The organism is Streptomyces sp. NBRC 110028 (genome assembly GCF_001417735.1).
In the GTDB taxonomy this organism is placed as follows: Bacteria; Actinomycetota; Actinomycetes; order Streptomycetales; family Streptomycetaceae; genus Streptomyces.
The window spans coordinates 1-19090 of record NZ_BBUZ01000023.1; the positions used below are offsets into that span (position 1 = coordinate 1).

At 72.1% G+C, this 19090-nt stretch carries 16 protein-coding genes; 3 read left to right on the top strand and 13 right to left on the bottom strand.

Annotation, left to right across the window (positions count from 1 at the left end; translation table 11 throughout):
- Positions 1-23 precede the first annotated feature (23 nt).
- The 4 genes from ASC60_RS05185 to ASC60_RS05200 form a co-directional block, all read right to left on the bottom strand.
- Positions 24-1442, bottom strand: a complete 1419-nt coding sequence (locus tag ASC60_RS05185; RefSeq protein WP_055547291.1) for a sugar porter family MFS transporter — start codon at positions 1440-1442, stop codon at positions 24-26.
- Between the two features lie 207 nt (positions 1443-1649).
- Positions 1650-5432, bottom strand: coding sequence for an AAA family ATPase (locus ASC60_RS05190; RefSeq protein WP_055547293.1), 3783 nt, complete (start codon positions 5430-5432; stop codon positions 1650-1652).
- A gap of 239 nt (positions 5433-5671) precedes the next feature.
- Positions 5672-5878: a hypothetical protein gene (locus ASC60_RS05195; RefSeq protein ID WP_055547295.1), complete on the bottom strand. Its 207-nt coding sequence runs from the start codon at positions 5876-5878 to the stop codon at positions 5672-5674.
- Between the two features lie 386 nt (positions 5879-6264).
- Positions 6265-6546, bottom strand: a complete 282-nt coding sequence (locus ASC60_RS05200) for an acylphosphatase (protein WP_055547297.1) — start codon at positions 6544-6546, stop codon at positions 6265-6267.
- Positions 6547-6819: 273 nt separating this feature from the next.
- Between ASC60_RS05200 and ASC60_RS05205 the strand changes: the two genes are divergently transcribed.
- The gene (locus ASC60_RS05205) at positions 6820-7620 is read left to right on the top strand and encodes a CAP domain-containing protein (RefSeq protein ID WP_370592897.1); all 801 of its coding nucleotides are present in this window, start codon (positions 6820-6822) and stop codon (positions 7618-7620) included.
- A gap of 114 nt (positions 7621-7734) precedes the next feature.
- On the top strand, positions 7735-8148 hold the full coding sequence (locus ASC60_RS05210; RefSeq protein WP_055547301.1) for a helix-turn-helix domain-containing protein: 414 nt from the start codon (positions 7735-7737) through the stop codon (positions 8146-8148).
- On the opposite strand, the gene mutM is transcribed toward ASC60_RS05210, so the two are convergent.
- From mutM to ASC60_RS05255, 9 genes are all read right to left on the bottom strand, one after another.
- Positions 8145-9074, bottom strand: a complete 930-nt coding sequence (gene mutM / locus ASC60_RS05215) for a bifunctional DNA-formamidopyrimidine glycosylase/DNA-(apurinic or apyrimidinic site) lyase (RefSeq protein ID WP_055547303.1) — start codon at positions 9072-9074, stop codon at positions 8145-8147. The genes ASC60_RS05210 and mutM overlap by 4 nt on opposite strands.
- A gap of 66 nt (positions 9075-9140) precedes the next feature.
- Complete coding sequence (rnc, locus tag ASC60_RS05220) at positions 9141-10097, bottom strand: ribonuclease III (protein WP_055547305.1); 957 nt, start codon at positions 10095-10097, stop codon at positions 9141-9143.
- A gap of 19 nt (positions 10098-10116) precedes the next feature.
- Positions 10117-10290 carry a 50S ribosomal protein L32 gene (gene rpmF / locus ASC60_RS05225; RefSeq protein ID WP_009714764.1) on the bottom strand — a complete coding sequence of 58 codons (174 nt, stop codon included), beginning with the start codon at positions 10288-10290 and terminating at the stop codon, positions 10117-10119.
- A gap of 2 nt (positions 10291-10292) precedes the next feature.
- Positions 10293-10883: a DUF177 domain-containing protein gene (locus ASC60_RS05230; protein ID WP_199830876.1), complete on the bottom strand. Its 591-nt coding sequence runs from the start codon at positions 10881-10883 to the stop codon at positions 10293-10295.
- A gap of 162 nt (positions 10884-11045) precedes the next feature.
- The gene (locus ASC60_RS05235; protein ID WP_055547307.1) at positions 11046-12188 is read right to left on the bottom strand and encodes a hypothetical protein; all 1143 of its coding nucleotides are present in this window, start codon (positions 12186-12188) and stop codon (positions 11046-11048) included.
- 160 nt (positions 12189-12348) lie between these two features.
- A complete protein-coding gene (coaD, locus tag ASC60_RS05240; protein WP_079038193.1) occupies positions 12349-12858 on the bottom strand; it encodes a pantetheine-phosphate adenylyltransferase in 510 nt (169 codons plus the stop codon).
- The gene (gene rsmD / locus ASC60_RS05245; RefSeq protein WP_055547311.1) at positions 12855-13442 is read right to left on the bottom strand and encodes a 16S rRNA (guanine(966)-N(2))-methyltransferase RsmD; all 588 of its coding nucleotides are present in this window, start codon (positions 13440-13442) and stop codon (positions 12855-12857) included. The genes coaD and rsmD overlap by 4 nt, the downstream gene beginning before the upstream one ends.
- 140 nt (positions 13443-13582) lie before the next feature.
- Positions 13583-16861 carry a helicase-related protein gene (locus ASC60_RS05250; protein WP_055547313.1) on the bottom strand — a complete coding sequence of 1093 codons (3279 nt, stop codon included), beginning with the start codon at positions 16859-16861 and terminating at the stop codon, positions 13583-13585.
- Positions 16862-16912: 51 nt separating this feature from the next.
- Positions 16913-18664 (bottom strand): DAK2 domain-containing protein, encoded by a 1752-nt coding sequence (locus tag ASC60_RS05255; RefSeq protein WP_079038194.1) that lies wholly within the window; start codon positions 18662-18664, stop codon positions 16913-16915.
- 221 nt (positions 18665-18885) lie between these two features.
- Here ASC60_RS05255 and rpmB point away from each other — a divergent pair, with 221 nt between their 5' ends.
- Entirely contained in the window at positions 18886-19071 is a 186-nt protein-coding gene (rpmB, locus tag ASC60_RS05260; RefSeq protein WP_009714771.1) for a 50S ribosomal protein L28, read from the top strand.
- Positions 19072-19090: the final 19 nt, after the last annotated feature.

The window sequence follows — 19090 nt, forward strand, 5'->3', positions numbered from 1 at the left end:
ACCCGCTCACTGATCAGGAACGGTTAGCCCATCTCCTCCAACGCCTTGCCCTTGGTCTCCGGCACCCACTTGAGGATGAACGGGATCGAGAGCGCGGCGAAGGCCGTGTATATGACGTAGGTGCCCGACAGGTTCCAGTCCGACAGGCTCGGGAAGCTGGCGGTGATGGCCCAGTTGGCGATCCACTGGGCGGAGGCGGCGACGCCGAGGGCGGCGGCGCGGAGCCTGTTGGGGAACATCTCGCCGAGCAGGACCCAGACGACCACACCCCAGGAGAGCGCGAAGAAGAGCACGAAGGCGTGGGCCGCGATCAGCGCCACGACGCCCTGGCCGTGCGGAAGCTTGCCGTCCACCAGATTCGCGGAGAACGCCCAGGCCACCAGCGCGAGCGAGATCGCCATACCGGCCGAGCCGATGAGGGCGAGCGGCTTACGGCCGATCCTGTCGACGAAGATCATCGCGATCACGGTGCCGAGGATGTTGATGATCGACGTGGTGAAGGAGTAGAAGAACGAGCCGCTCGGGTCGACGCCGACGGACTGCCACAGCGTCGAGGAGTAGTAGAAGGCCACGTTGATGCCGACGAGCTGCTGGAAGACCGAAAGACCGACGCCGATCCAGACCACCGGCAGCAGCCCGAACCGGCCGCCCATCAGGTCCTTGAAGGTCGACTTGTGCTCGCTGCGCATCGCCTGCTCGATCTCGCCGACCCGGACGTTCAGGTCGACGGCCTCGCCCTCGACCTCGGCCAGGACCTCCTTGGCCCGGTCGATCCGGCCGACCGAGATCAGGAAGCGGGGGGACTCGGGGATGGCGAAGGACAGCAGCCCGTACAGGACGGCCGGGATGACCATCACCCCGAGCATCCACTGCCAGGCCTCGATACCGCCGATCGTGCCGCGCTGGTCACCGTCGGCGGCGTTGAGGATGCCCCAGTTGACGAGCTGGGAGACGGCGATGCCGATGACGATCGCGGCCTGCTGGAAGGAGGCGAGCCGGCCACGGTACGCGGGCGGGGCGACCTCGGCGATGTAGGCCGGGCCGATCACCGACGCCATGCCGATGCCGATGCCGCCGAGCACCCGCCACACGGCCAGGTCCCACAGGGCGAAGGGCAGGGCCGAGCCGACCGCGCTGACGGTGAACAGCAGGGCGGCGATCTGCATGACGCGGATCCGGCCGATCCGGTCGGCTATCCGGCCGGCGGTGGCCGCGCCGATCGCCGAGCCGATCAGCGCGATGGCGACGACCTGGGCGAGGGCCGCGGACCCGATGTCGTACCGGTCGCGGATGGCTTCGACCGCTCCGTTGATCACCGAGCTGTCGTAGCCGAAGAGAAAGCCGCCCATCGCGGCGGCCGCGGTGATGAAGATGACATGGCCGAGATGGTCCGGCCGGGCCTTACGGCCTTCGGACCCCTGTGCCTGCGCGGTGGTGGTCAACGTGAACTCCTGTGGCCCGTCCGGCAACGCTGCCGGACGTGGGGGGCAGACCCTTGACGGTGGAGGCGGAGCCGTGGGAGGTTCGGCCACCACTTAAAGGTAAAAGCGACGTTGCAGAGACTATTCCTTCAAGTTTCGAAGTCAATAGGTGGTGACCAAGAAGTTACGCTGCACCCTTTGCGCCATTGACTTCAAGTATTGAAGCGGTCACCGCAGGCGCTGACTGATGACCTTTGACACTCCGTCGCCCTGCATCGAGACGCCGTACAGCGCGTCCGCGACCTCCATCGTCCGCTTCTGGTGAGTGATCACGATCAGCTGGGACGACTCCTGCAGCTCCTCCATGATCCGGATCAGCCGCTGCAGATTGGTGTCGTCCAGCGCCGCCTCGACCTCGTCCATCACATAGAACGGGCTCGGCCGCGCCTTGAAGATCGACACCAGCAGCGCCACGGCCGTCAGTGAGCGCTCCCCACCGGACAGCAGGGACAGCCGCTTGACCTTCTTGCCCGGCGGCCGCGCCTCCACGTCCACGCCCGTGGTCAGCATGTTGTCCGGGTCGGTGAGCACCAAGCGCCCCTCACCGCCCGGGAAGAGCCGCGAGAAGACGCCCTCGAACTCGCGCGCGGTGTCCCGGTACGCCTCCGTGAACACCTGCTCGACCCGCTCGTCGACCTCCTTGACCACCTGGAGGAGATCCGCCCGCGTCTTCTTCAGGTCCTCCAGCTGCTCGCTCAGGAACTGATGCCGCTCCTCCAGCGCCGCGAACTCCTCCAGCGCCAGCGGATTGACCTTGCCCAGCTGCTGGTACGCCCGCTCGGCGGCCTTCAGCCGCTTCTCCTGCTGCGCCCGGACGTAAGCCACCGGCCGGTTGCGCGGGTGCTCAGGATCCTCCGGAAGCTCCTCGCCCTCGGCGGGCGGGGACGGCGGTACGAGCTGGTCGGGGCCGTACTCGGCGATCAGCCCGGCGGGCTCCACGCCCAGCTCCTCCAGCGCCTTCGACTCCAGCTGCTCGATCCGCATCCGCTTCTCGGCACCCAGAACCTCGCCCCGGTGCACCGAGTCCGTCAGCTTGTCCAGCTCGCCCTTGAGGTCACGGCCCCGGCCACGGGCGGTCTCCAGCTCGCGTTCGCGCGTCGCCTTGGCGCGCTCGGCCACGTCCCGCTCCTCGGCGGCGCGTACGAGCGACACCTCCACATGCGCCAGCAACTGCCGGGTTCCGGCCGCCACCGCCGACGCCACCCGCGCCTCGTGGCGCAACCGGGCGCGCCGCTGTTCGGCGCGCGCCCGCGCTTCGCGCTCGGCGCGCGCGCCCCGGTCGAGCGCGTCGGCCCGCCCCGCGAGCCCCTTCACCCGCTCCTCATGCGTACGGGCCTGGAGCCGCGCCTCCATCTCGGTCTGCCGGGCGTTGGCGCCGTCCGCGGCGAGCCGGTCCCGTACGGAGGTGTCCGGCTCCTCCTCCCCCGGCTGCTCCTCGGCCACCGCCAGCCGCTCGGCCAGTTCCTCGGCCTCCTCGGTCGCCTTCTCCAGCGCCTCCTCGGCCCGAGCGGCGGCCGCGGCCGACCGCTCCGCCTCCCCCGCCGCGCCCCGCGCCTGCCCGGACAACCGGCCGAGGGACTGCGCGACCTGCGACTTCTCCCGGTCCGCCGCGCTGCGCCGGGCCGCCAGCTCTTCCACCAGCGCGGCGCACTCGGCACGCCGCTCCTTCGCCGCGCGCTGCGCCCCGGCCAGCTCCTCGCACCGTACGGCCAGCTCCTCCAGCTCCGTCGCCGCCTCGTCGACCGACGCCTGCACCTCCAGCAGACTGGGCGCCCCGGCGGACCCGCCCTGCGCGAAGTGCGCCCCGAGCAGATCGCCGTCGGCGGTCACCGCGGTCAACTCGGGGTGCGCCCGGACGACTTCCTCGGCCTCCTCCAGCGTGCCGACGGCGACGATCCCGTCCAGCAGCCGCCGCACGGCCCCCACCAGCCCGGCGGGCCCGTCCACCAGCCCCGCCACCCGCGGCGGCCCCCCGGTGGGCCGCGGTGCCCGCACGGACGCCTCCCCCGGACGCGCTCCCTCGGCGGCGACCACAACGGCGTGAGCGGGCTGCGCGCCTGCCGCGTCGGCGGCGGGCGCCCGCGTGGCCGGGACCACGGCCGCGCCGTCCCCCGTGGCCTGCTCGTCCCCGACGCCCGGCTCGTCCGGTGTGGCGGTGTCCGGGGTCCGCGAGCCGGGCACGGCGGCGTTCCCCGCGCGCTCACCGGAATCGGCGGGTGCCGGGCCGCCGAGGGTGCGGGTCGGGAGGAGGGTGGCGCGGCCCGCGTCTTCGGTGCGCAGGAGGCGGATCGCCTCGGCGGCGGCCGCGGGGTCGGTGACGGCGAGGGCGTCGGCGGCGGCGCCCAGGGCCGCGGCGACCGGGACCTCGAAGCCGGGGGTGACGGTGAGCAGTTCGGCGGCCGGGCCGAGGAGGCCGGTGAGGCGGTCGGCCGCGGCCATCAGGGCGCCGGTGCCGTCCTTGCGGCGCAGGCCGAGCGCCAGGGCGTCGTGGCGGGCGGCGGTCGCGGCGCGGTCGCGTTCGGCGGCGGTGGCGGCCTCGCGGGCCGCGCTCAGCGCCGTCTCCGCCTCGGCCAGCTCCCGCTTGGCGGCCTCGTGGCGTTCGGCCAATTCCGCGTCGTCCGCGTCGAGCCCGTCGACCTCGGCCTTGAGCTGTTCGTACTCCTCCTGCGCGGCGGTGGCCCGGGCCTGGGCCTCGTCGCGGGCGGCGGCCAGCCGTTCGATCTCGGCGCGGGCCGAAGCGGCCCGGCCGCGGGCGGCGTTGACCTGGCCCTGCAGCCGGGCGAGCCCTTCGCGGCGGTCGGCGATGGCGCGGGCCACGTCCTTCAGCCGGCGCTCCTCCTGCGCCAGGCTCCGTTCGAGTTCCGCGCGGTGCGCGACGGTGTCGTCCAGGGCGCGGCCGGCCGCCTCCAGGGCGGCTTCCAGCTCGGCCTCCTGCTCCCGGATACGGGCCGCCTCGCGCTCCATGTCCTCCGGGTCGCGGCCGCGCCGCTCCTCGGCTGGGGCGGTGGTCGCGCTCTTGACCCGGGCGTCGGCCAGACTGATCGTGCCGCGCACCCGCTCGGCGAGCTGGGACAGCTCGTACCAGGTCTGCTGGGCGTCGCGCAGCCGTGGTGCGAGCTGCCGCACCTGTTCCTCCAGGACGGCCTCGCGCTGCTGGGCGGTGCGCAGCTCGGCCTCCGTGGCCTCCTTGCGCTTCTTCAGCTCGGCCTCGTCGGCGACCTCGGTGCGCAGCGCCTCGCGCAGGGTGACCAGGTCGTCGGCGAGCAGCCGCAGCCGGGCGTCGCGCAGGTCGGCCTGGATGACGGCGGCGCGGCGGGCGACGGCGGCCTGGCGGCCGAGGGGCTTGAGCTGGCGCCGCAGCTCGTCGGTGAGGTCCTGGACGCGGGCGAGGTTGGCCTGCATCGCGTCCAGCTTCCGCAGTGCCTTCTCCTTGCGCCTGCGGTGCTTGAGGACGCCCGCGGCCTCCTCGATGAACGCGCGGCGGCCGGTCGGGTCGGCGTGCAGGACGCCGTCGAGCTGGCCCTGGCCGACGATGACGTGCATCTCGCGGCCGATGCCGGAGTCGGACAGCAGTTCCTGGATGTCCAGCAGCCGGCAGGTGTCGCCGTTGAGCTGGTACTCGCTGCCGCCGTTGCGGAACATGATCCGCGTGATGGTGACTTCGGCGTAGTCGATGGGCAGCGCGCCATCGGCGTTGTCGATGGTGAGGGAGACCTCGGCGCGGCCGAGCGGGGGGCGGCCGGTGGTCCCGGCGAAGATGACGTCCTCCATCTTGCCGCCGCGCAGCGACTTGGCGCCCTGTTCTCCCATGACCCAGGAGAGTGCGTCCACGACGTTGGACTTGCCCGACCCGTTGGGGCCGACGACGCAGGTGATACCCGGCTCGAAGCGGAGCGTCGTGGCGGAGGCGAAGGACTTGAAGCCTCGTAGGGTCAGGCTCTTCAGGTGCACGCCGTTGGACTCTACCGTCCGGGCCCTGTCCGGCCTCGTCCCGCGCGCGGGGCGCCGCGGGCCCGCCCCGGCTTTTTCCCGCTTTCCTCAAAGATCGGTTTCACCGGTGAGGGGGAGGGGCACATCAGTCGGTAAGGGAAAGCCGGACGAACGCGGGGGAACGACGAAGGGACGCCGAGGCGTCCCTTGAAGATTCTCAAGCGGCTGACGGTTCAGCCCGACCGGCCCGAGGGCTGGGGTCAGGCGAGCGCAGGCTCCGCCTGGGATACGTCGATGCTTTCGAGCAGCGAGTCGCCGTGACGAGCGGCGGCGGACAGCGCGTCGTTTTCGGCCTGGATCCGAACCAGCTCGGATTCAAGATCCTGAACGCGCTGCTGAAGCCGTCGCATCTCGGCGAGGACTCGGGGGTCGGAACCGCCGACGTAACCGAGAAGCGCCTTTGCCATGATGGATGGTCCTCCACACTGAGTGACCGACCGAAGCGGTGGTGGGTCGTGAGGTATTTCGCACCCGCGATGTCCGCCGATATTGCCATGCTGAGGTGGCGGACAAGTTAAGGTGCGCGGGGACTTCCAGAGTCTCACCAATTGGTTTGAGGGTCAACACGATCACATGCCGCCGGGCACCGCGAGGGCCGAGAGCACACGGGGCGGCAGCTGCGCCGCCCGCTCTCCAGAGGGCCCGTAGCGGTTGGGGATCTTCCTACGCTCCGCAGCCTTCCACGGAGCGGCGACATTCGCAACCATCAGCCGGTTTCTGCTCACGGCGCGCACGGAAGGCGTGGTCGGCGGGGCGCCGGAAGAGGGCGGAACGGGGCCCCGAGGGGGCTCGCTCAGCGGATCTCGAAGCTGTCGTAGCCGCCGCGCGGTGTGTCCCAGATCTCGGTGACACCGTCGACACGCCCGGGCGTGTCGCCCTCCCGCAACCAGTCGAGCAGCTGTTCGCACCCCGCGCGCGGACCCTCCGCGACGACCTGGACGCGGCCGTCGGAGAGGTTGGAGGCGAATCCGGCGAGGCCTCCGATGCGCAGCGCGTTGGCCCGGGTGAACCACCGGAAGCCGACGCCCTGGACACGGCCGCGGACCCACGCGGTGAGGCGCACGTTGTCGTTCATGTCTGCACGCTAACCGGCTAATTGGCGCCTCGGCACCTCCACCTCCTGCCGCATGGCGTACAGTCCCGGCTCAGCGAGACTCACTCACACGAGTGACACATGAGTTGACCACACGAGCCACACATTTGACGCTCTCGTGCACAAGGAAGGCAGGAGATGGGCCGCCATCGACGATCTGCCCCCGGAACCGCGACGCCGCCCGTGGTGGGCGCCGGCCGCCACCGGGGACCGCGCCGTAGCCCTCTCGCACCGGTGAGGACCGGGCTGTTGAGTGTGTCCGCCGCGGTCGCGGTGAGCGCCGTGGCCATGGCCTCCGGGTTGGTCCCGGGCCCCGCGGGTCTCGGCGGCAGTGAGCCCGCCGGGCAGCAGGTGCAGGCCGGCGGGTCGCCCGGCACCGGCCCGGACACCCAGGACCCGGGGACCGGCTTCCCGGCGGGCGGCGCGGGGACGTCGACGGGCCCCGGCGACGACACCCCGCAGGCGCCGTCCACGACCCCCTCCGCGACCCCCTCGAAGCCCGCCGGAACGCCGTCCACGACACCGTCGGACGAGCACCCGAGCTCCCCGTCCGGCAGCAAACCCGGCGGCTCCCCGGACGGCGGCGGCTCGGGCGGCGGGGGCTCGGACTCGACCCCTCCGCCCCGGACGCCCACGACGGATCCGGTGCCCAGCCTGCCGCCGGAGAAGCCCGACCGGGCGGCGGCGGCCGAGAAGGCGGTCATCGCCCTGGTGAACCAGGAGCGGGCCACGGCCGGCTGCCAGCCGGTGACCGAGGACCCGAAACTCGCCCAGCTGGCGCAGGACTTCGCCGACGACATGGCGATACGCGACTTCTTCGACCACCTCGACCCGGACGGCCAGGACCCCTGGGAGCGCGCCAAGCTCGCGGGCATCCTGGACCTGGGCGGGGAGAACATCGGCCGCGGCCAGACCACCGCGCAGGCCGTGATGGACTCGTGGATGGACAGCCCCGACCACCGGGCGAACATCCTCAACTGCCAGTACAAGACACTCGGCGTCGGCGCGCACTTCGGCGACGACGGCCCCTGGTGGACCCAGGACTTCGGCTACTAGAGCGACAAACGGGCGGTCCGGGTGTCACGTGTACGCACACCGGGCCGTCCCGGCATGCCCGCTTACCGGATGACAGCGCGACCCATCGGAGAGCGCTGCGCGTATGGTAGGTGCATGGAATGTGAACGCACCGCCGGGAGCCGTCCGCGGGCGGACGCCGCCGGGGACGCGGCCTTCGACGTGTTCGCGCGCGCCTGTCCGTCCCGCGCCACGCTGGAGCATGTCACCGGCAAGTGGGGCAGCCTCACCCTGACCGCGCTGCACGAGAGCGGCTGCCGCTTCAACGAGCTGCGGCGCCGGGTCGACGGCGTCAGCGAGAAGATGCTGTCCCAGACGCTGCACGCGCTGGAGCGGGACGGTCTGGTGCACCGCGAGGCCCAGCTGGTCAATCCGCCGCGCGTGGACTACCGGCTCACCCCGCTGGGGCACGCGGTCGCCGAGCGACTGCTGTCGCTGATCGGCCTGGTCGAGGAGCGGATGCCGGAGGTGCTGAGCGCCCGGGAGGCCTACGACGGGCGGCGCGCCTAGGGGGTGTCTGGTCGGGAGCCCGGCCTGATCGGCAAGACACCCCTTTGGAGGGCCGAGGCCCCGGCCGAGCGCGGCGGGCGCTGACAGCGCGGGCAGAAGTAGCTGGAGCGGTTCATCCAGGGGCGGCGGCGCATGGCGGTGCCGCAGCGGCGGCACGGCTCGTCCTCCCGGCCGTACGCGTCGAGGGAGCGCTCGAAGTACCCCGACTCGCCGTTCACATTGACGTAGAGGCTGTCGAAGCTGGTGCCGCCCACGGCCAGCGCCGCGCTCATGACATCCCGCACATGGCCGAGGAGTTCGGTGGAGCGCGGCCGGGTGAGGGTGGCGGTCGGCCGGTCGTAGTGCAGCCGGGCGCGCCACAGCGCCTCGTCGGCGTAGATGTTGCCGACGCCGCTGATCAGCGACTGGTCGAGCAGGGCGCGCTTGACGGTCGTACGGCGGCGGCGCAGCGCGAGGTGGAAGGCCGCCTCGTCGAAGGCGGGGTCCAGCGGGTCGCGGGCGATGTGGGCGATGGCGTCCGGCAGCCCCTCCAGGTCGCCGGGCACGGAGCCGTGCAGCGAGAGCCCACCGAAGGTGCGCTGGTCGACGAAGCGCAGCTCGGTGCCCAGGTCGTCGGCGAACCGGACCCGGATGCGCAGGTGCTTCTCGTCCGGGGCGTCGCCGGGCTGGACCAGCAGCTGGCCGCTCATGCCGAGGTGGGCGAGCACCGCTTCGGCGGTGTCCTCCAACGGCAGCCACAGATACTTGCCGCGGCGGCGGACCGCCCCGGTGCGGCGGCCCTTGAGGCGGGCCGCGAAGTCCTCCGCGCCGCCGAGGTGGCGGCGCACCGCGCGGGGGTGCAGCACCTGGACCTCGGCGACCGTGCGGTCGCTGATCCAGCGCTCCAGACCGCGTCGGACCACCTCGACCTCGGGCAGCTCGGGCAACGTGTCTCCTGAAGGAGGGATCACCGGCACTCCGGCCCCGGTCGGTGACCGGGGCCGGGACGGTGCCTATCGGGTGGTGGTCGCCGAGTCCGCGGCCGGGGCGCTCGTGGCCTCGGCGCCTTCGGCGACCGCCTCGGCCTCGGCCGCCGCCTCCGCCTCGACCGCTGCCTCCGCCTTGGCCTCGGCTTCCGCCGCGGCCTTCGCTTCGGACTCGGCTCTCGCTTCGGTCTCGGCCTTCGTCTGCGCCTCGTCGGCGGCCGCGCGGATCGCGCGCCAGGCGGCCTCGGCCGCCTGCTGCTCGGCTTCCTTCTTGCTGCGGCCGGTGCCGGTGCCGTACGCGACACCACCGACGCGGGCGGCAGCCGTGAAGGTCTTCTCGTGGTCGGGCCCGGTCTCGGAGACCAGGTACTCCGGAACCCCAAGACCCTCGGTGGCGGTCAGCTCCTGGAGGCTGGTCTTCCAGTCCAGGCCGGCGCCGAGGTTCGAGGACTTCTCGATCAGTGGGTCGAAGAGCCGGTGCACCAGTTCGGCGGCGGCGTCGAGTCCCCGGTCGAGATAGACCGCGCCGATCACCGCTTCCAGGGTGTCGGCGAGAATGGATGCCTTGTCCCTGCCCCCGGTGCCCTCTTCGCCCCGGCCGAGCCGGATGAAGGCGCCGAGGTCCAGCCCCCGGCCCACCTCGGCGAGCGCGCGCGAGTTCACCACCGCGGCCCGCAGCTTGGCCAGCTGGCCCTCGGGCAGGTCCGGGTGGATGCGGTACAGCGTGTCTGTGACCACCAGGCCGAGCACGGAATCCCCGAGGAATTCCAGCCGCTCGTTGGTGGGCAGCCCGCCGTTCTCGTACGCGAAGGAGCGATGGGTCAGCGCACGCACCAGAAGGGCGGACTCGAGTTGATACCCGAGCCGCCCTTCCAGGATCGTGTGGGACGAGGCCTTGTCCGCCTGGACCGTATCGCCGCCGCGCTGATGACCTCCGCGAGGTTCACCCGCGCGCTTGCGGGACGGCGTGCTGGCGTCCGACATAGAGCCTGTCACCCGCCGATCAGACCTCGAGGACCTGGCGGCGGTTGTAGGTGCCGCAGCTCGGGCACGCGATGTGCTGCTGCTTCGGCTCGTGGCAGCGCTCGCACGCCACCAGGGTGGGGACCGCAGCCTTCCACTGCGACCGGCGGTGGCGCGTGTTGCTGCGCGACATCTTCCGCTTCGGAACAGCCACGGCTACTTCTCCTGTGGGTCATCCCCGCGCTGGCGGGGGGCGTTGTCCTTCTCGCCGTCCTGAATGGACTCGGCGAGTCCCTGCAATGCCGCCCAACGGATGTCGACGGCTTCGTGGTGGTGGTCCGGGTCGTCCGCGAGCCGCGCACCGCAATCGGCACACAGCCCGGGGCAGTCCTCCCGGCACACCGGCTGCAGCGGCAGTGACAGCACCACCGCGTCGCGCAGCACGGGCTCGAGGTCGAACAGGTCGGCCTCGAGGAAGAGCGTGTCCTCCTCCTCGGCGTCGTCACCGGTGTCCGCGTCGCGGCTCCGGTCGTCGGCGTCGGGGTAGGAGTACATCTCCTGGAAGTCCGCTTCGAGCTCTCGCTCCAGCGGCTCCAGACACCTTACGCACTCCCCCGTGAGCGGTGCACGGGCGGTGCCTGTGACAAGCACCCCTTCCATGACCGACTCCAGGCGGAGATCAAGCTCCACGGTCACACCCTCCCGCACCCCGATGACCTCGATGCCGAGGTCCTTGGGGGCCGCCACGGAGCGGGAGACCCGCTTCAGCGCACCAGGACGCCGCCCCAGCTCGCGTGTGTCGAACACGAGGGGGGCACGGTGGTCGAGGCGGGCGTTCAGGGCTTCCTGCTTTCTACGCTGCGGCGGGCCGCCCGGCACGGACTTGAAGCGGGCAGCCGAGATCGCGGACGTACGCGCGACCGAAGAGCCAGGATACTGGACGGGCCGCCCCAGGCCCAATCGGGTTCCCTAGTGCCCCTGCTCGTACTGGCGCAACTGATCGAGGTCGATCATGCTCGTGTCGAACAGGCTGGTCTCGTCGAGCGCGGCGCCCGGCTGCTGCGGGGAGTACGGGGGCTGCTGCGGCTGCTGCTGGGCGTAGCCGTTCGGGTCGTAGCCCTGGGGCTGCTGCCATCCGTAGGTGTCCTGCTGCTGGTAGCCGTTCTGCTGCGGATATCCGGCCTGCTGCCCGTAGGGGTCGGGCTGTTGTCCGTAGCCCTGCTGCTGATAGCCGTACGCGTCCTGCTGCTGATAGCCCGCGGCGGCGTAGTAACCGGCGTCGGCCGCCGCCGGTTCCATCGCGGCGGGGTCCATCGCCGCCGGATCCATCGCCGCGGGCTGTACGGCGGTGGGCTGGACGACGGGCGGCTGCGCGGCGGCGGGCCGCACGAGCGCGTCCTGGGACTGGGCCAGCTCCGCGTAGTAGTCGTCGTCGCTGGTCCGCAGGGCCTGGGCGGTCGCGTCCTGGGCGGCCATGTGGGCGCCCAGCTCATCGGCCGGGCGGGAGCCGAGCAGCTTCTGCCGGCCCCGGCCGACCGCCTCCAGGGTCTTGCCGAGAACCGCGGAGACGGCCCCCAGCTTGGTGTCCACGTACTCGTCGGCGCGCTGCCGCAGCGTCTGCGGATCGGCGCTGCGCTCCGGCTCGTCGTCCATGCCGTCGCCGCCGGACGTGCGGCCGAGCAGCTTGTCGCGGCCGCGGTCGACCGAACCGATGGTCTTGGTCAGCACGACCTCGAAGTTGGCGAGCTTGCTGTCGACGTAGTCGTCGGCCTCGGCGCGGATCTCCTCGGCCTCCCGGCGGGCCTCCCCGAGGATCCGGTCGGCCTCCTCCTGGGACGTGCGGGCCACCTCGGTCTCCGAGATCAGCCGGGCGCGCTCGGCGTGCGCGGCCTCGACGATCCGCGTCGCCTCCTGGCGGGCGTCGTCCACCATCCGGTCCCGCCCGCCGATCAGCTCCTCGGCATGGGCGAGGGAGTCGGGGAGCGCGGCGCGCACCTCTTCGAGCATGGCGAGCAGCTCGGCGCGGTTGACCACGCACGAGGCCGACATGGGCATTCCCCGGGCGCTGCCGACGGCGCTCACGATCTCGTCGAGCTTCTTCTGCACGTCCACCTTGGGTGCTCGCAGTCTGAGTCGGAAGGGATGAGACGGGACCGACTGTACGGCCAGCGGGCGCCTGCCCGACACCCGCTGACGCACCGTCAGTCGTAGGGGGTGTCCTGCCGGTCATGCCGGGCTCCCGACGCCCGGCACAGCACCTCGCGGCTCGCGGTCACTTCCGCCGGAGCCGGTCGGCCAGGGCCTCCAGGACGAGCGGCGGCACCAGGTGGGAGATGTCGCCGCCCCAGGCCGCGACCTCCTTGACCAGGCTGGAGGAGAGGAAGCTGTAGGTGGGGTTGGTGGGCACGAAGAGGGTCTCCACGCCCGACAGGCCGTTGTTCATCTGGGCCATCTGCAGCTCGTAGTCGAAGTCGCTGACGGCCCGCAGCCCCTTGACGATGGCGGGGATGTCACGCTGCTTGCAGAAGTCCACGAGCAGCCCGTGGAAGGACTCCACCTCGACATTGCCGTACTCGGCGGTGGTCTGGCGGAGCAGATCCATCCGCTCCTCCACCGTGAACAGCCCCTGCTTGGACTTGTTGATCATCACGGCGACGTGGACGACGTCGTACAGCTTGGACGCTCGGGCGATGATGTCCAGGTGCCCATTGGTGACGGGGTCGAAGGACCCCGGACAGACTGCGCGGCGCAACGGAAGTTCCTCGCTCTCGGGTCCGGTCATGACGCGTTGTCGCACGTCGAGGCGGCGCGACCGTACCAAAGCGTGCCCTCGCCGTAGCGACGGGACCGCAGTCCCTCGAAACCGGCCGGCCACCCGAACTCCCCGCCTCTGGTGCTGCGCTCCACGGTGACCAGCGCGTCGGGTGCGAGCCAGCCTTTGCCACGGAGTGTGAGCAGGATCTCGCGGAGATCGTCATCGGTGACGGCGTAGGGCGGGTCCAGGAAGACGACGTCGTACGGCCCGGCGGCCGGGGGCGGGCCACCGACGGTCACCGCGGCCTTCGCGGTCCGCAGCTCCGCGCCGGGCAGCCCCAGCGCCCGGATGTTCTCCCGGATGGTGCGGGCGGCGCGCGCGTCCGACTCGACCAGCAGCACATGGGCCGCGCCCCGGGACAGCGCCTCCAGGCCGACCGCGCCGGAGCCGCCGTACAGATCGAGGACCCGGGCCCCGCTCAGCGAGCCGAGCAGCGACTCCCAGGTGGAGAACAGGCCCTCGCGTGCCCGGTCCGAGGTGGGTCGGGTGCCGTTTCCCGGCGGCACGGCCAGGCGGCGTCCGCCGGCCGCTCCGGCGATCACGCGGGTCATGGGTGTTGGCAGTCCTTCGCGGTGGTCGTCACGGTGGTGGTCGCGGTGGTCGGGGCAGCGGCCGGCGGTTACGTCGGGCCGCCGCCCCTCCACGATATGGCGTCCGGCGCCGCTCGGGACCCCCGCGTGGCGGTGCCGGCTCATCCCTTGTCGAGGAATTCCTCCCGCTCCTTGTCCAGCAGGGCGTCCAGCGCGGTGCGCAGCTCCGGGTAGCCGGCCAGCTCGGGATCGGCCGTGACGATCGCGGTGGCCTCCTCCCGGGCGGCGGCGATGACCTCCTCGTCGTCGATGACGGCGAGCACCCGCAGCGAGGAGCGGACGCCGGACTGGGCCTGGCCGAGCACATCGCCCTCGCGGCGCTGCTCCAGGTCGATCCGGGACAGCTCGAAGCCGTCGAGCGTGGCGGCGACCGCGCCGAGCCGCACCCGGGCGGGGCTCGCCTCGGGCATCTCGGTCACCAGCAGGCACAGCCCCGGGGCCGAGCCCCGCCCGACCCGGCCGCGCAACTGGTGCAGCTGGGAGACGCCGAACCGGTCGGCGTCCATGATCACCATGGCGGTGGCGTTGGGCACGTTGACGCCCACCTCGATGACGGTCGTGGCGACCAGCACGTCCACCCCGCCCGCGGCGAAGCGGCGCATCACCTCGTCCTTGGCCTCCGGCGCCATCCGGCCGTGCAGCACCTCCACCCGCAGATCGCTCAGCGGGCCCGCGGCGAGCTTGTCGGCGACGTCGAGGACGGCGAGCGGCGGGCGCTTCTCCGCTTCGTCCCCGGCGCTCTTCTCCTTGTCCTCGGACGTCTTCTGCTTCGCGGCCTTGGCCGCCTTCGCCGCGTTCGCCGCCTTCTCGTCGTCTTCCTCGTCTCCGATGCGCGGGCACACCACATACGCCTGGTGTCCGCCCGCCACCTCCTCCCGCACCCGCTCCCAGGTCCGGGCCAGGAAGTGCGGCTTGTCCTTGGCGGGCACCACATGGGAGGCGATCGGGGAACGGCCGGACGGCAGCTGGTCCAGGACGGAGGTCTCCAGGTCGCCGAAGACGGTCATGGCGACGGTCCGCGGAATGGGGGTGGCCGTCATCACCAGCAGGTGCGGGGGCTGCTTGCCCTTGGAGCGCAGGGCGTCGCGCTGCTCGACCCCGAAGCGGTGCTGCTCGTCGACCACGACCAGGCCCAGGTCGTGGAACTGGACCTTGTCCTCGATCAGGGCGTGGGTGCCGATCACGATCCCGGCCTCGCCGGTGACCAGGTCCAGCAGCGCCTGGCGGCGGGCGGCGGCCCCCATGGAGCCGGTGAGCAGCACGACCTTGGTGCCCTGCTCGGCGCCGCCGAGCATGCCCCCTTCGGCCAGCTCGCCCATCATCTCGGTGATCGACCGGTGGTGCTGCTGGGCCAGGACCTCCGTCGGCGCGAGCATCGCCGCCTGTCCCCCGGCGTCGACGACGCCGAGCATCGCGCGCAGCGCGACCATGGTGTTGTGGGTCACCGTGAAGTGGTCCGTGACGTAGGCATGGCTCGGGTGAGCGACGCTGATGCACTGGACCGGTTTGCGGCCGACGTACTCCACAGCCCTGATTCCGCGCCGGAAGGTGTTGCACTTCGGCCGCCTCCGGAGGCGTGCCGCCTTTCTGGTCAGCCTGAAGGGCACGTACGCGTCGGGCAATGCGACGGAGACGACGAAGGCCGCACTCTTTGGCAGGACCCTGGCGCGGCCGCCGAGGGAGCGCACCAGCCACGCCACATCATCGGCCAGTTGACGCGACGCGGAGCAGTACGAGACGTCCAGGCCGTCCGACTGCACGGTGCCGTCCGTGTCCATCAGACCTTGGAGCAGCGCGAGTCGATCCTTGATCGTTGCGTTCTTGTAGGCGGCCGGAACGAATTTCTCGTGCGACGTGGCACCCCAGAGCCCGAAGCCCCGCAGCGCTTGAATCACCGGGTTTCTCCGAGTGTCCCCCTTGGGCACGGACATCTGGATCGTGTAGTCGCAGCGTGAACCGGGCACCGGAACGAGCCGACAATCCGGAGCCATGGCCTCCGTTGCCGCTTGGACGATTTCGGCATCAGCGCTGGAAAGTCGCAGATTGTGACGGAACGAGCCATCCCCGAGGAGGAGGCCGAAAAAATAGGGTTCGAGCGAAAGATCCGTACTGTCCTCAAGGTCGGTCGGCTGCGCGACGGGGAGGTACCACTTGGACGACCCATTGGCCTTGAACAGGTCGCCCCTGATGTCACGGGTCGACATCACTTTGGGCTCCTGCCCACGAGCCCAAGCACAGCTCGTCCCCACGATCCACAGGTGCTCGTCGTCGCATTCGACACTGGTCCCGTCCGACAGGACCAAGCGCCATACGTCGCGCTCACCCTGGGGAAAGACCCCGTCGATGATCGCACGCTCCCCGGAGGGCACCACCACCTCGTCACCCGGGGACATGTCTCCCATCGGCCGGTAGCCCCGCGGCGTCAGCACCAGGGAGTCGAGCGGCTGCGCCTTGCCGGATCCGACCTCGCCCTGGAGCAGCCGGTGCATGGGGTGGTCGGTGGCCAGGTCGGCGAAGATCTCGGCGCTGACCTTCCGCTGGCCCTCGGTGAGGGTGAACGGCAGCCGGGCGTCGAAGGCGTCCAGCAGGCCGCCTTCCACCGGCCTGCGGGGCGCGGCGGGCGCCGTCGCGTCGGCCTGGCGGCGGCGGGCGAGGGCGACCTGCAGGACGAACGCCTCGTCCCACTTGAGCCGGTCGCGCGCCGCGGCGATGTCGGCCTTGGTGCGCGGCCGGTGGATGCTCCGCAGCGCCTCGGGCAGCGTGGCCAGCCCGCGGCCCTCGCGCAGGCTTTCGGGCAGCGGATCGACCAGCCCGTCCAGCGCGGCGTCCTCCCGGCCCGCCGGGCCCAGCACGGTGTCGACGGCCTGCTGGATCTGCCAGGACTCCATCTGCTTGCAGGCCGGATACAGCGGCAGCAGCTGGTTGGCGAACGCCTCCACGGCCTCCGAGCCGCTGTCCGGGCGCAGCAGCTTGTACTCGGGGTGCGCCAGCTGCCGCTTGTGGTTGAAGACCGAGACCTTCCCCGCGAACATGGCGCGGCTGCCGGGCAGCAGCTCCGCGCGCGGCTTGTGGACGCCCTTGCCGAAGAAGACGAGCTGGAGGCGGCCGCCGCCATCGGTGATGGTGACCTCCAGCCGCTGTCCCCGGCCGCTGTTGAACTTGTGCACGCGGGCGTCCGCGACCTGCGCGACGACGGTCACATGCTCGTCCAGGGGCAGGTCGGACAGGCGCGTCAGCTCGCCGCGCTCCGCGTACCGCCGCGGGTAGTGGTGCAGCAGGTCGCCGACCGTGTGCAGGCCGAGGTGCTCGGCCATCACCTTCGCGGTGTTGCCGCCGAGGACTTTCTTCAGGGGTTCATCCAGCACGGGCACGCAGTCCATTGCACACCACGCCACCGACAAGCGGGGGCATTCACCGGGTCATGCCCGGGATCATTCGACGCCTATGATCAGCGGCGCGGAGGGCTGGCCGCCCCGGTAGACGACGGTGTCGACGGCGAAGTGGCCCTCCCGTACGTGCCGCTCCAGCCGCTCGGCGATCTCGTCCGGGAGGTCCGCGCCGAGCACCAGCGTGACCATCTCCCCGCCCGCGGCCAGCATCCGGTCCAGGACCGTCTCGGCGGTCGGGGCCAGCTCGGCGCCGATCACCGCCACATCGCCGTCGATCAGGCCCAGGACGTCCCCGGCCTGGCAGACCCCGGCCATGGTCCAGGACCGGTGCTCGGCGACGGCCAGTTCGGCGCAGCGGGTGGCGCCCGCGGCGGAGGTCATCGCGACGACGTCCTCGTCGAAGCTGCGGGCGGGCTCGTGCACGGCGAGCGCGGCGATGCCCTGGACCGGGGAGCGGGTGGGGATGACGGCGACCCGCACGCCCTCGGCGCGGGCCTGCGCTGCGGCGGCCGCGGCCGGGTGGCGCAGCCCGGCGTCGTTGGGCAGCAGCACCACCTCGCGGGCGTGGGCCCGCCGGATCGCCTCGGCCAGTTCGCTGCCGCCGGGCGGCTTCCCGGGGTCGGTGGCGACCACGGTGGCCCCGGCCTCGGCGCACAGCGCGGCGAGGCCGTCGCCGGGGACGACGGCGACGACGGCGCGGCTCACGCGCTCGCCGGGCGGCCCGTCCGGCCGCCGCTCGGGGAGGTCCGGCTCCGGGGCGGCGGGGCGGCGCTCGGCGGGGGCGCCGAAGTGGGTGATGCGGATGCGGTACGGGCGTCCGGCCTGGATGCCCGCCTCCACCGCGGCGCCCGCGTCGTCCACATGGACGTGGACGTTCCACAGTCCGTCGCCGCCGACGATCACGAGCGAGTCACCGAGTGCGTCCAACCGCTCGCGCAGGGCCGCGACGGCGCCGTCACCGGCTTCCAGGAGGTAGATCACCTCGAACGCGGGCCCGTCGGCGGAACAGTCCACCGGCCCGGCCCCGGCGATCTCCCCGGCGGGCGCGGGGATGGCGGGAGCCGCGGGCGGCGCCGCCGGGGGCTCGCCGGACAGCGCCTCGGTGAGCCCGCCCAACACCGTGACCAGGCCGTAGCCGCCCGCGTCGACGACGCCCGCGCGGGCCAGGACGTCGAGCTGCCCCGGGGTCGCCTGGAGCGCGGCGCGCGCCTCTTCGTACGCCGCGCGCGCCACCGCGCCGACGTCCCCGGTGGCCCGCTCCGCGCCCTCCGCCGCGGCCACGGCCACGGTCAGCACGGTCCCCTCGACGGGGTGCGCGACGGCGAGGTACGCCAGGTCGACGGCGCGCCGCAGCGCCCGCCGCAGTCCGTCCGCCTCGTCGCCGCTGTCCGTACGGTCGCCCTCGGCCAGCACGTCCGCCATGCCGCGCAGCAGCTGGGCCAGGATGGTGCCGGAGTTGCCGCGCGCGCCTATCAGGGCGCCGTGGGCCATGGCGCGCACCACGTCGGCGAGGCTGGGGCGGGCGGCACCGGCCGAGGCGGGGTGGCGCTCGAAGGCGGCGTCGACGGCCTGGGCGGCGGACTCGACGGTCAGATACAGATTGGTGCCGGTGTCGCCGTCCGCGACCGGATAGACGTTGATCGCGTCGATGTCCTCGCGGGCCCGGCCCAGCGCGTCCAGCGCGAGCCCGCACCAGATCCGTACCGCATCGGCGTCGAGCGTGTGCGGCACGTACGTACTCCTCGGGACGGTGAGGGATGTCTCAGGGGACGGGGACGGGGACGGGTCGGGCATCGCGTCATCGCAGGCTAGTCGGCGCCCACCGCGGGTGCTGGGGCAGCCATGATAGTTTCGTTGTACGGGAGTGGCCGTTGTATGCTGCTCCGGTTGCCCGATGAGAGTCGGGCTATTCCCCCTGGCGCCGCCGGTCTTCCACGATCTTGGTTACGCCGGGGTTCCCGATAAGTTTCTGTCTCCTCGCGGGAAGCGAGGCTGACCCGTCTTTGGAGTAACCCGTGGCTGCCAACTGCGACGTCTGCGGCAAGGGGCCGGGCTTCGGCAACAACATCTCGCACTCGCACCGCCGCACCCGCCGTCGTTGGAACCCCAACATCCAGACGGTGCGCGCTGTGGTCGGTCGGACCCCGAAGCGGCTCAATGTCTGCACCTCGTGCATCAAGGCCGGCAAGGTCTCGCGCTAGGCGCACGCCTTCCCCCGCG

Bases quoted from the DNA above. Each gene is read 5' to 3' on its own strand.
- ASC60_RS05210 (WP_055547301.1), top strand. From the start codon at position 7,735: ATGGAATGTGAACGCACCGCCGGGAGCCGTCCGCGGGCGGACGCCGCC.
- ASC60_RS05195 (WP_055547295.1), bottom strand. From the start codon at position 5,878: ATGGCAAAGGCGCTTCTCGGTTACGTCGGCGGTTCCGACCCCCGAGTC.
- coaD (WP_079038193.1), bottom strand. From the start codon at position 12,858: ATGACCGGACCCGAGAGCGAGGAACTTCCGTTGCGCCGCGCAGTCTGT.
- ASC60_RS05200 (WP_055547297.1), bottom strand. From the start codon at position 6,546: ATGAACGACAACGTGCGCCTCACCGCGTGGGTCCGCGGCCGTGTCCAG.
- rnc (WP_055547305.1), bottom strand. From the start codon at position 10,097: ATGTCGGACGCCAGCACGCCGTCCCGCAAGCGCGCGGGTGAACCTCGC.
- rsmD (WP_055547311.1), bottom strand. From the start codon at position 13,442: ATGACCCGCGTGATCGCCGGAGCGGCCGGCGGACGCCGCCTGGCCGTG.
- ASC60_RS05255 (WP_079038194.1), bottom strand. From the start codon at position 18,664: ATGCCCGACCCGTCCCCGTCCCCGTCCCCTGAGACATCCCTCACCGTC.
- ASC60_RS05250 (WP_055547313.1), bottom strand. From the start codon at position 16,861: ATGGACTGCGTGCCCGTGCTGGATGAACCCCTGAAGAAAGTCCTCGGC.